Annotated in this window: 10 protein-coding genes; 5 read left to right on the top strand and 5 right to left on the bottom strand. The window is 48.2% G+C overall.

The genetic code is table 11. The annotated features are described in order from the left end of the window. Window positions 1-2 precede the first annotated feature (2 nt). Window positions 3-191 carry a 4Fe-4S binding protein gene (locus JJU14_RS10165; RefSeq protein ID WP_228613164.1) on the top strand — a complete coding sequence of 63 codons (189 nt, stop codon included), beginning with the start codon at window positions 3-5 and terminating at the stop codon, window positions 189-191. Here the strand turns inward: JJU14_RS10165 and JJU14_RS10160 are convergent. Further along, complete coding sequence (locus tag JJU14_RS10160; RefSeq protein ID WP_228613162.1) at window positions 179-2641, bottom strand: GGDEF domain-containing phosphodiesterase; 2463 nt, start codon at window positions 2639-2641, stop codon at window positions 179-181. The two genes, JJU14_RS10165 and JJU14_RS10160, sit on opposite strands and share 13 nt — an antisense overlap. A gap of 242 nt (window positions 2642-2883) precedes the next feature. On the opposite strand from JJU14_RS10160, the gene JJU14_RS10155 reads away from it, so the two are divergent. The 4 genes from JJU14_RS10155 to JJU14_RS10140 are packed head-to-tail and all read left to right on the top strand — an operon-like array spanning window position 2884 to window position 7139. Further along, entirely contained in the window at window positions 2884-3249 is a 366-nt protein-coding gene (locus JJU14_RS10155) for a response regulator (RefSeq protein WP_228613160.1), read from the top strand. Next, window positions 3246-3821, top strand: a complete 576-nt coding sequence (locus JJU14_RS10150) for a chemotaxis protein CheC (RefSeq protein WP_228613158.1) — start codon at window positions 3246-3248, stop codon at window positions 3819-3821. Before JJU14_RS10155 ends, JJU14_RS10150 begins: the two co-directional genes overlap by 4 nt. Further along, window positions 3821-5101 carry an ATP-binding protein gene (locus tag JJU14_RS10145; protein WP_228613156.1) on the top strand — a complete coding sequence of 427 codons (1281 nt, stop codon included), beginning with the start codon at window positions 3821-3823 and terminating at the stop codon, window positions 5099-5101. Before JJU14_RS10150 ends, JJU14_RS10145 begins: the two co-directional genes overlap by 1 nt. 1 nt (window position 5102) lies before the next feature. Further along, window positions 5103-7139: a GAF domain-containing hybrid sensor histidine kinase/response regulator gene (locus JJU14_RS10140; RefSeq protein WP_228613154.1), complete on the top strand. Its 2037-nt coding sequence runs from the start codon at window positions 5103-5105 to the stop codon at window positions 7137-7139. Here JJU14_RS10140 and JJU14_RS10135 read toward each other — a convergent pair. From JJU14_RS10135 to JJU14_RS10120, 4 genes are read right to left on the bottom strand one after another with little or no spacing between them, the layout of a single operon-like run. After that, window positions 7130-8488 (bottom strand): ATP-binding protein, encoded by a 1359-nt coding sequence (locus JJU14_RS10135; protein WP_228613152.1) that lies wholly within the window; start codon window positions 8486-8488, stop codon window positions 7130-7132. The two genes, JJU14_RS10140 and JJU14_RS10135, sit on opposite strands and share 10 nt — an antisense overlap. A gap of 11 nt (window positions 8489-8499) precedes the next feature. Continuing rightward, complete coding sequence (locus tag JJU14_RS10130; protein ID WP_228613150.1) at window positions 8500-9891, bottom strand: ATP-binding protein; 1392 nt, start codon at window positions 9889-9891, stop codon at window positions 8500-8502. Continuing rightward, complete coding sequence (locus JJU14_RS10125) at window positions 9881-11059, bottom strand: FIST N-terminal domain-containing protein (protein ID WP_228613148.1); 1179 nt, start codon at window positions 11057-11059, stop codon at window positions 9881-9883. Before JJU14_RS10125 ends, JJU14_RS10130 begins: the two co-directional genes overlap by 11 nt. After that, window positions 11060-12415 carry an HD domain-containing phosphohydrolase gene (locus JJU14_RS10120; protein WP_228613146.1) on the bottom strand — a complete coding sequence of 452 codons (1356 nt, stop codon included), beginning with the start codon at window positions 12413-12415 and terminating at the stop codon, window positions 11060-11062. Window positions 12416-12485 lie beyond the last annotated feature (70 nt).

Genomic DNA, 12485 nt, shown 5'->3' with positions numbered 1-12485 from the left:
GTATGACAGCGGTGATTGAAGTCAGCTGCATCAATTGTGACATGTGCGTGCTGGAGTGCCCGAACCAGGCGATTGTGATGGGTACAGAGCATTACCAGGTAGTGCCAGAGCTTTGCACCGAGTGCGTGGGGTTTTACGATGCACCCACTTGCATAGCAGTTTGTCCGATTGATTGCATCTATTTGGAATAAACCGACTCTTTTGCTTGAAACCACAGGGTACGCTCAATGTCTTCGGCCATTAAGGGCTTGCTAAACAAGTATCCTTGATAACGCTGGCAACCATAGCGTTTCAGGTAGTCAAATTGAGCCTTGGTTTCCACCCCTTCGGCGGTAATTTCAAGTGCCAGATCATTGGCCAGATGGATGATGGCTGGCAGAAGTTTATCCTGTTTGTTTTCATCAATGCGTTGAACAAAACTTCGGTCGATTTTGAGCCGGCTTACCGGCAACTTATCCAGGTAACTCAGCGAAGAGTAACCCGTCCCAAAATCATCCAATGAAATGGCAAAACCTTGTTCGGCTAAATGCCTTAATTGTTCAAATGAGCCAGAACCTGCTTGTATCAAAATACTTTCAGTGATTTCGATGACCAGTGCTTTATTGGGAAGGTCATGTTGCTGCATTCGTTCTAACAGTTGTTCACACAATTCAGGATCGGCTAAATCCTGGGCACTGACATTGATATTCAAACAAAGATCAGGCCATTTTTTACGCCATTGCTTTAATTGTGGCAATCCCAAATCCAGCATCTGGCGGGTCAGATAGCTTATTAAACCTTGCTCTTCCAACAACGGAATAAACAGCGCCGGCGATATAGTGCCTTGCTCCGGATGTTGCCAGCGGGCTAGTAGCTCAAAGCTAGCAAGTTTATTTTGGGCTGAAAAAATTGGCTGAAATACACAGGTAAATTGCTTTTTGCTAATAGCATGACGAATAGTTTGAGTGAGTTGCTGGCGCAAATCAATTTTTTGCTGTTGCTGTGGGTCATAGAATCGGTACTGATGGCCTGCTTTTTTTTTAGCTTCGTAAAGCGCTGTGCTGGCATGTTGAAGCAACGCATCGGGTGATTGCGGTTCGCTAACCAGGCAAATCCCAACGCTGGCAGTAAAATGAATGCTGACATCAAAGTTGATGGAGATTTGTTCTAACACCAGCAGCATGTGTTCGGTGAACTCAGCTGCCTGTTCTAAGGTAGTGAGTTGACGACAAAGCAGCCAGAACTCATCGCCACTTTCCCGATAAAGATGATCCTGTTCACTCAGCAGTTGGGCGAGCTGCCAGGCGACGGTTTGCAATACCAAATCGCCGGTTTCGCGGCCATACACATCATTGATTAAATGAAACTGATCCAGGTCCAGTTTCATCAGGCAGAGTGTGTTCTGCTGTTCTGAGTTTTTTTGCAACTCACGTTTAAGCTGCCAAAGAGTCGGTAGGGCAGTCAGTGTATCAATGTGTTGCATGAGCTCAGGACGCTGGATGACAGCACGCTGTTCCTGTTTTAATAGGCGGCTTCGTTTTACTCTCGCCTCTACAGTCATTAATAATCGCCAGGGCGCGATAGGTTTTTGAATAAAGTCATCACCCACAAGATCTATTACGGCCATATGCTCGGTAATGTCGTTTTGTTGAGACATAAAAATCAACGGTATATTGGCGAGTTCAGGGTGTTGTCGTACGATTTTACCCAGTTCAATGCCACTGCAACCATGAAGGTTTAAATCGATCAACATGAGTTCGGGTTTCATTTGTACAGCTAACTCGAACGCTGTTTTACCCTCTGTAGCGGTGGCAACCGTGTAACCTCCCATGCTTAAAGCATGACGATAAAACCGCAGCACATCCGAATCAGCATCTACCAGCAAGATCTGATAGGGCTCAGCCTTCTCTTTAAAAATAAGCTTATTAAGCTGGTGAAGGACTTGCTTTGCTTCCAGAGGTTTAAGCATTAAGTGCTGACAACCGGCTCTGGTGGCTGCAAGTCGTGCTTCAAAGGTATCCTGGTCGGTAAAGCAGATCACCGAAGGTTGATAACCCAGTTGATGTTGGCTGCTTCGGATGGCTTCGATGCTCAAGCAGTGTTGCTGATTCAGTGCTATACAACAAAGGACGACTTCTGGCTTGGTGCGTAACAGTGTGTCGTACAAGTTTGCTTCATCAGTTTCGATGATTAGGTTAAATTCATGGCCACCGAGCTCCAAAGCAAGTGCTTCAGCGGCCAGCTGCTCCGAATCAAACAGCAAAACACAAGGTGCGGCTATCCCTTGTGAATAGCAGCGCTGCTCTGAGTGGTTTAAGTTTTTGTTTTGATGTGTGCTGCTAAGTTGTTCTTGCAACACCTCCATGCAGTTGTGTTCCTGAATGCGTTGGGTCAATTCGTCGGTGAAGGGTTTTGCAAGCAAGTCAGCTAATTGACCTGCACTGTCCGTTACTCCCTTAAAGCCATAGACTTCAGCGGCACCGGCCAGTTTTCGGCACAATTGTCTTAACTCGTTACGGGCTGTAAAATCATCATTGGTAAGATACAGTTGCCAACATTGAGTGAGCTGGGTTGTTTTTTGCTGCAGGTTGGCTCGAAAGCTATGTTGCATATCCAGCCATTTACTGACATCGTCCTTAGGCATCTGTCTGTACTCCGACATCCTGAAAGTCCCTGAAATCTATACTAGCGGACATTCCTCCAGACAGCCTGAGTAAAGCTGAATATTACTCTGATAAATCTATGATATTTTTTGTCTAAAATTCTGACGAACTATATTGCATATGCTGGCATCCTTAGCGCGCCAGTTTTCCAGAACAATAAAAGTTTTTGCTTAAAAGCCTACAATAGGTTAGCATGGGACAAATGAGACATTAGGGTCTTTTCAGACGGTGGGGTACTGCCATGGGAATTCCGGTCACGATTGCAGATGATTCAGCCTTATCGCGTAAGGCTATCCGGCGTGCTTTACCGTTAGACTGGGATGTCGACATCCACGAAACTCAAAATGGTTTGGAAGCCATAGAAGCAGTGAATGCTGGCTTGGCCGAAATGCTATTTTTAGACTTACAAATGCCTATAATGAATGGCTTTGAGGTGCTGAAAGTACTGCATGATCATCATGAGAAAACGGTTGTCATTGTTATCAGTGCGGACATTCAGCCGGAAGCGCAAGCTTTGGTGATGTCCTTAGGCGCCTTTCGGTTTTTAAAAAAGCCTCTTCAGATGGTTGAGTTACGTGAGACCCTGTACGAAGTAGGATTATTATGATTAACCTTTCTGAAGACGAGCGTGATGCTCTGCAAGAAATCATGAATATTTCTATGGGGCAGGCAGCCAATGCAATGGCGCGTCTTATCCAAACCAAGGTAACACTTTCGGTTCCCGCCATTCGGACCATGACGCCGCAAGACTTTCAGGCCATGATTCACGGAATGTCCAATAGTTGGTTTGCCAGACAATCATTTTTAGGTGCTTTGCGTGGTGAAGTCATAACCAGTATACAAAAAAATGGCTGCGAAGCTATCGCCGAATTGATGGACTTTGAGTTGCCTCTGGATCTTAGTGCAACGGAAGAATTAGTGCTTGAAGTGACGAACATTTTATCTGCCGCTTGCTTACATGGCTTTACCAGTCAACTGGAGCTCAGTGCGCAATTGGCCATGCCTGCTTTTTATTATCCTGGAAAAATAACTCAAGGAGCTGATTGGTCTTCTATTTTGTTGATGGATGTTGACTTTCGAATTGAGCAAATGCAATTCGATACGCGTGTTTTGATTGGTTTAAGTGAAGGCTCAACCGACCAGTTGCTTATTCCTATTCGTGCTTTGCTGGAGTCGTAATGAAAAAAAACGAGCTCAAGCTAGAGCATGTGCTGGTGCAATTGCCGATAGCGGTGTGCATTATTGATGAGGCGAGAACCATTGTGTTTGCTAATGCTGCATTCTCCGGCGGTCTTACACTGCGGCAAGAGGACCTAACGGGGCGTTTGCTGGATGATGTGTTTCCGGAACAAATCCGTTTTTTAAAGCGGAAAATCAACAGTGTGTTTGCCCTGAAAAATCCAAGCTTTAGCTACTGGCAGCAGCGTCCGCATGTCTTTCCAATGAGTAGCAGCCGCCCCATTACCGGTGACGAGTCTGCGATGTACCAAAATGTGCAATTTATCCCACTTTTAGACCCGGCAGACGAGGTTTCACACCTGTGCATGGTGATTTCGGATGTCACCGCCGAGGCCATCTACTTTTTGCAGCAAAGTGAGCTAAAAGCAGCATTGGAAGAAGAACACCAGCAGTTGCAAAAGCTGCATGCTGAACTGAAGCAGGCGCAACAGCAAATGCTGCAATCAGAAAAGATGGCCTCTATCGGCCAGTTGGCAGCAGGCGTTGCCCATGAAATCAATAATCCGGTAGGTTTTGTTCGCTCCAATTTAGAGACCATGCAGGACTATACCTCTAAGCTGATAAACGTGATGGAACGACAGCAAAAAATTATTCAGAAACAAGCCGAACCGCGGTTTATCGCCCTTCTTAATGACTTATACGAACGTTTAGGCGTCGCGTTTATTCAGTCGGATTTACCCGAACTCATTGAAGAGTCGCTGGCAGGAACTGAGCGCGTTCGCAGCATCGTCAAAAGCCTGCGTGACTTTGCTACCTACGATGATGAAGGCTGGGTCGGACTTGATTTGTCGGCAGTGATACGTTCGGCCCTGGCATTGCTGGAAAACGAGATCAAATACAAAGCGAAAGTGGAGCTGGAGCTTCCTGAACAGAATGCACTGATTTGGGCCAAAGCAGCCTCCATTCGGCAGCTGCTGTTTAATGTGATTCTAAATGCCTTACAGGCGATGCAGCCAATGGGCCTGTTGAAAATTCGCTGCACACTGCAGCAAGGCAGCATAGAGCTGATGATTCAGGACAATGGCTGTGGTATGGACAGTGACACCTTGTCGCGGATCTTTGAACCTTTTTTTACCACCAAAATGGTTGGGCAGGGCACAGGTTTAGGATTGGCTGAAGTTTACAATATAGTGCAGGAACATGATGCAACTATGCAGGTAGAAAGTCAGCCTGGTGCCGGGACTTCTTTTCGGTTTTGTTTTAAAGGTTTTCGGGGTTGATATGCAGCAAGAACACCATCCTAACCAACGAGATACCGGAAGCGAATTAACGGATATTCTGCTGTCTATTGCCGAGCGCTTTATTAATGTGCCTCTGGCTGAAGCCGAGCTCCTGATTGCCGACACCCTGGAGCAGATGGGCCGTTTTGTCGATGCCGACCGGGTTTATATTTTTTCATACGACTTTGAGCAAAATACCTGCAGCAATACGCACGAATGGTGCGCAGAAGGTATCAGCGCGGAAATTGAACAGTTACAAAATGTGTCGATCGTGCACATTCCACAGTGGTTGAATGCGCACCTCAAGGGGGAGCAGATGCTATACCCCGATGTACCAGCCTTACCAGACAATGATCCGATTAAGGCCATTTTGGCGCCACAGGGTATAAAAAGCATCATCACTATTCCGATGCGGCATCAGGGCAAATTAATCGGTTTTGTTGGTTTTGACTCGGTACGTCGATTTCACCACTACGATCAACAGGAACGCAAACTACTGACTGTGTTTGCTCAAATGCTGGTGAACCTGAAAGAGCGTATGGAAACCATGCAATTACTGGATACCGCCAAGCAAGCGGCAGAGTCTGCTGCTCAGGTAAAAGCACAGTTTCTTGCCAACATGAGCCACGAATTACGCACGCCACTCAATGCCATTACCGGCTTTAGCGAGTTAATGCAGGCACTGGATTTGCCAGCCCAGGCCAAGAGTTTTAACCAAAAAATCCAGCAGGCGTCGTCTCACTTGTTGTCGGTCATCAACGATATTCTGGATTTATCGAAAATTGAAGCCAATAAGCTTGAGCTAAAACCAGAGCCTGTGCGGTTATCTCGTCTGATGTTGGAACTGGACGACATGATGCAATTGCAGGTGCAGCGCAAAGGTTTAAGCTTGCAGGTCTCGGTCGATCCGGCTCTACACCAGCCAGTGATGCTTGATGCGCTTCGCTTTAACCAGGTGATGATTAACCTGGTTGGCAACGCCATTAAGTTTACTCAGTATGGCCGAGTGACGGTGGAGTTTCGCGTGCTGGAAAAAGACAGTGATGCCGTCACCCTGGAAGTCGCAGTGACCGATACCGGTATTGGTATGAGCGAGGACAGCATTGCCCAGCTATTTCATGCCTTTCACCAACTTGATACCAGCATAACCCGCCAGTTCGGTGGCACTGGCCTTGGGCTGTTCATCAGCCAGGGGTTGCTCAACAAAATGCAGAGCGCGCTCAAGGTGCAATCCACGCCAAGTGAGGGCAGCTGTTTCTCATTCCAACTGCGCTTGCCTTTTGCTGCTACCATTGAGTTAACCGATAATGCCTCTTTAGCACCTGCTGGTCAATTGCAAGGGCAGGTCCTGCTGGTGGAGGACGACAGCACCAACCGTTTATTGCTGCGAAAAATGCTGGAGCGGCTGGGTCTTTCGGTTCGTGAAGCCGAACATGGCAAGGCCGCCCTGGCTGCTGTAGCACTGCAGGAGCCCGACATCATTCTGATGGACATTCAAATGCCTGTGATGGATGGTCTTACTGCCACCAAGCTGCTGCGCCAACAAGGCTTTCGCAAACCGATTTTGGCATTGTCTGCCGGGGTGATGCCGGAAGACATTGAGCGCAGTCGCAACCATCAGCTCGATGATCACTTAACCAAACCCATTACGCTTCAGGGTCTGCGGGATGGTTTAAGTCGCTGGCTGGCTTCAGACTCACAATCAACCCCTCTGGCATTGGGAAATGTGGTTGCACTGGTTGGGGAGGAGGGGCTGGCAGAAGTGTTGCAAGATTATCTTGTGTCTTTGACCAAAACCATGGCCGAAATGCAGCAAGCGTATTGCGCAAGTGACTTTGTTGCACTGGCTTCCTTATGCCACCGATTAAAATCGTCAACCCGCTTTATAGGGGCTGAGGCTGTAGCCATGGCATTGGATGTGATGGAAAAGCAGTTACAGTGTGAGCAAAGTGCGACACCTGATGAATACGAAGCGCTTCAGGCAAAGCTTTTATCTCTTAACAACACAGTCAGTGAGGCGCTTGCCAACTACAACTGAGCAGGACTGACTGGCAGTTGCACTTCAAAACAGGTGTGGCCATTTTGTTGTGGTTTCAGTGATAGCGTGCCATTTAATTCTTGCACGGTGTGGATACATAGCGCTAAGCCTAATCCCTTTTGATGAGATACAGCTATGTCATTTGGGTGTTGCAGCTCTTGCAGTAAAGTCGGAGTAACCCCCAAACCATGATCGATCACGCGTAACAAAACATGTTGTTGCGTCTCATCCACTAAGGCCTGCATTTTAAGCGGGGGCTTGCCGTGTTCCATCGCATTTTCCAGCAGTCCAAAAAGCACCTGGACCAGTTTGGCCTTGTTAGTCTGTACCTGTAACGCGCCATGGCACTCAATCTCCACAGGGATCAGCTGATGGTGAGTGCTCTTCAGAAGCAAGGCAACTGATTGCAGCAGCGTATGGAGATGAACCGGTGCATTGCTGGTACTGTCATGGTGATGGAATAAGGTGAGTTGCTTGACCACGGCTTCAATTTTTCGGGCCGAGCTCTCTGTTTCAGCAACCAGTTGTTTGGCATCGAGCAGCAGTTCCGGAAACTCGGGAGTAAGCTGAGCAATTGCCTGCATGGCTTGTGCAGGGATCACCTTAGGCAGGGTATCTATATAATGCTGAAGCAGTTGCAGGTTGCACAAAGTTGAACCCAAGGGGCTGTTAATTTCATGGGCTAAACTTTCTGCCAACTTGCCAAAGCTGGCCATGCGCTGTTGTTGGATTAACGACAATTCCTGTTGCTTGAGCTGGTGCAATGCCTGCTCAAGTTGTTGGTTTTTCTCTGCCAGCAGCTGCATCAACTGCTGGCGCTCCTGATGCGCTTTGCGCCGCTCAAAATGCGCGGCCAAATGGGTTGCAACGTACGCAAGCAACTCCAGATCGGCCGCTTGGTAATGCACGTCGCTCGAGTAACTCTGTATGACCAGCACACCTAGAAGCTCATCTTCAAGCTGCAAAGGCACGCCCAACCAGCTGACAATGCTGTCAAGATGGCCAAGTACGCGGGAAATATCGCCTTGTTGCATTAGCTCTTGAATGTCTGCGGCATTGAGCAGCACGGGCTGACGTTGACGAATCACATAGGAGGTAATGCCATCCCCAAGCGCAAAATGTTTGATGGCAGGGCAGCTGTCTTTTTGATCAGCGAAATAAGCGATTTCCAGCGATGACTGGCTAGGATGGTACAGCACAATCATAAAGTTATCGCAGTGCACCAGTTGGTGCACACATTGGTGCAATCTGGCAAAGTAGGTGGTTTCTGCCAAATCGGCATAACTGAGTTCAGAGATGCTAAACAAGGTTTTGGATAAACCGGAAAGCTTGTCCTGTTCAGTTGCCATGGCGCGCTGCCTTAAAGATAGCCATCGGTATCATCGTTGCTAAGGTCAGCTTGTTTCGGGAGCATGATCATAAAGCTGGTACCCTGATTGAGTTGACTGGTCACCTGAATGTTGCCGCTGTGTTGCTCAATAATGGCTTTGGAAATGGCCAGTCCCAGTCCGGTGCCTTTGCCAACGGCTTTGGTGGTGAAAAAAGGATCAAATATCTTGTTCAGGGTGTCTTCAGGGATGCCACAGCCATTGTCTTTAATTTCAATATAGGCGTTGTCCTTATCCTCGCATAAGGTAATTTGAATGAGTCCTCTGTTGTCATCGCAGGCTTGGGCCGCATTAACCAGGATATTCAGCAATACCTGTGACAGTTGAGCGGAGCGAGCCGTGACGACAATATTTTGGGTGCCGTAATTTTTTTCAACCTGTGCGCTGTATTTGATTTGATTCCAGGCTACCCGCAAGGTGTTGTCAATCAGTTCAGCCAGATTAATGTCATCCACTTTACTTTTATCCGGATGTGAGAATTGCCGCAAGCTTTTGACGATGTCTTTGACCCGCGTCGCTCCCTCAGTCATTTCGGCCATAATGTCGTCGGTATCGACGCAAATGGCCTGGTAACGGAAATGATCAAGTATGGACTGGGCTTTGTCGACAGAAACTGCTTGCTTTAGAGCATCGATTAACTGATGCAGCTGCTCATGGTTGTAGGCAAGGTTCTGAATATTGCTGAGAACATAGCTAAGCGGATTGTTGATCTCATGCGCAACACCAGCCGCCATTTGGCCCAGAGAGGCCATTTTCTCCGAGGACATCAGCACTTTTTCAATCTGATCTTGCCGGGCTTGCAGTTCTTTTTGTTGTTCTTGCAGGCGGCGTTTTTCTACCTGACTGATGGTACTGCCGGCAAAGCTGGAAAACTGCTGCAATAACGTTAGATCATGGGGCCCAAAGGCAGCACGTTGAGACGAAAAAATCCACAGTTGGTAGTCTGCAAACTGCGTTCGGATGTCGATCCCCAGGAGTGAATGCATCTCGGCCCAGGGAGATGCCAAAGACAATGGCTCGTCAAACAGCAAAGGAATGTGAAAGGCATTCAGCGGGCGCTCCATACCTTTTTGGTGGATGTGCTGCACAATGCTGAGTGCGCCAATACTATCGGACTCTGTGCAGCTGACTGGCAATAACTGGGTTTGATCCTTACTTAACTGGGTCATGATGGCAGCATCGAAATGCAAGGCCTGGTGCAATAGCCCAAAGAATTGTGCAAACAGGGCATCGATGTCGTCGGTCGTTAAAATAACATGCAGGCCATCCAGAATCAGGGTCTGCAGCAAGTGCACCTGTTCCAGCTCCCGATTCTTGATTTGAAGCTGATGCAGTTTATCCAGTAAGCTCTCATCAGGTTTCAAGATCACCTCCAAACAGCGTGCAAGAAATCATTAAGTTGCCATGGCGACTTTCGCCATCGCTGAAGGTTCCTTGTTCACCAAAGGTAAAGCCCATAATAAACGGCAGGTCGGGAAGTTCTGCTTTCATTGCCGCCTGAACTTCAGCCATGGCATTTTGAATGGCCAGCATGCAGCCACCACAAAAAATGATGATGGCTCCCTGCAGTGGCAACATGCCCCGCAGCTCGGCAATATCGCGGGCGGTTTGAATGACCTGAGGCCCACGTTCAATCAGTTGATCCTTTGTGCCGGATGCCAGATGCAAGGTTTCGCCTTCATGCACTTCTGAAAATAAATCCAGACAGCCATTGGATGCCATCGCCGGGTGACTAAGCAGCAGCAATGGGATATCGCTGCTGCTTTCCAAGCGAGCTAAGGGCGTCATGGTGGATGCTGCCAGCACATTGCCGTCTTCAAACGTAGCGTGACCACGTTGTTTGCGCCAGGTGTTGATGATGTCGACAGCCGGCTGGCCATCGATTTTTTGCAATTTCCTTCCGGTGACTTTTGTCACAGTGCCCGACAGCCCGGTAAGCTCGTAGCCACTGCCAAAATAGCCGAGCACGGGTACCGATGGATAGAGCACCGCAATAATAAAGCCTTCAGACAGTTTTTGGTTGCCATCATGCAGCCCCCACTGTCCTTCGATACTGTTGTCTGCGCTGCTGCCGCCAAAAACCGGGACTTTGGTGCCAACGATGTCCTGGATACCCAGCAACACCTGCTCCTCTTGCCCTGGTGTTTGAAAGCACCAAATCAGCTGGGGAGACAAGTGACCGCGACCACTTTTTTTCATGGCACTAAGTAGCGTGTTGGCAGCAGCTGAGCGGACGTTGGTGGCTTCCTGGCTGCTGGCCACACCATAAAAGCCTGCTTTGTCGCTAAAGCGCAGCACACTAATGCTATGCTTTTGCAAGGAAAGCTGTTGTTCATTGGCGCTGCCCAAACAAGAGCTGGCCAGCAAGCAGGGCGACGTCAGATTCAGATCGTCCGGCAAGGCTTTCAGCAGGCTGGCTTCACAAAAGCCAATCAAAAATTGACGGTTGTTATTGGCAAGCAGTTGCTTGAACTGCTCTGCTGCCTCAGTCGTGCTTGATGCGTTGATATGATGGCTGTCGATGGCAAACATTCAGGCCTCGCTTGGCGCATTCGGCGCCTCAGATGCTGTTGCTGTGGTTTCTGCCGGAGCAATATCAATCTTCAATTCTTGATGGTGTTGACGTTGGTATTTTTTCAGTTTATCAATCAAAGCGGGCGTCAGTTCACAGCCTTTTGGCAGCAACAGGATTTTGGTTTCATTGTAAAGCGTTGAGCGCAGCCGCATACCTGGTTTGAGTTCATCGATGCTGTAACCATCGCGAATGCTGTTAATAAAAATATCGCGGCTTTTTTTATAACAAGCCTCAAAAGCAGTGATCACATCCGGGTCATACAAGCTATGACTGGCTCGCACAATCATATCGCAGGCCTCTTTGGGCGTTAACACCTTGCTGTAACTTCGGCGGGTCATCAGCAACCAATAATCTCTGGCCACCGCCAAAATTCGGGCTGGCAGAGGGATGTGTGTTTCTTTTAGCTCGGCCGGGTAGCCGGTGCCATTAAAGTGCGCATACTGGCAGCAGATACCCTCTACCACAGCACGCAAATGAGGGGCAGGTGATAGGATCAACTCGGCATGCGAGGCGTGCTCCATAAATTGCTGTTTTTCCAGTCCTTCCAACTGGTGATAGGGTTTTCTCAATAAATCAGCCGGTAGTCCTATCATGCCAATTTCATGCAGCAGGGCAGTTAAAGCTACGCTTTCAATGTCTTTGGGGGGCAATTGCATTTTTTCAGCCATGGCTTTAGCCAGGTTGGCCACATTGACAGCAAAGCCGGCACTGATGGAAGGGTGAATGCTGATCACGTTGTACAGAATATCGAGGTTATTTTGCTTTTCTTGCTCAGAGCGTGCCATGCTGGCCCTAAGCTGTGCCAGCGTTTTTTTGAGCTGGGCGGTCCGTTGATGCACCATCTCCTCAAGATTGTGATTGAGCTCCTTCAGCTCATTGTTTTGCTGACTTATTTGGTGCTGCATCCGTTTATTGGCTTGCTCCAAATGAAACAGCTTTAAGCCATCTTTGACGGTATTGAGCAAATCTTTGTTGTTCCATGGTTTTTGCACATAGCGGTGAATACGGCCATCGTTGATGGCAGCAATGGTCGACGCCATATCGCTGTAACCGGTCATCAGAATTCGGTAAGCATCGGGTTGGATCTCCAAAGCTTTTGCCAGAAATTCAGCACCATTCATTTCGGGCATGCGCATGTCTGAAATAATCAGATGCACTTGTTTTGACTTAAGTATTTTGATTGCATCCTGGCCGTTGTTCGCCAGCTCGATGTCCAGACCAACCGGGAAAAACAACCGTTTTAGAGCGCTTAAAATGCTTTGCTCGTCATCAACGCACAGCATCACAGGTTTTTTAGCGGTTGCAGCGGTCATGATAAAGCCCTCTTAGTGGCGTATTTGTCTCATTTGTCGCAATCAATGTAAATGTATGCTATCCTCGACA

The organism is Alkalimonas sp. (assembly GCF_020831925.1).
GTDB lineage: Bacteria > Pseudomonadota > Gammaproteobacteria > Enterobacterales > Alteromonadaceae > Alkalimonas.
This window is presented reverse-complemented; position numbering and strand designations above follow the sequence as displayed.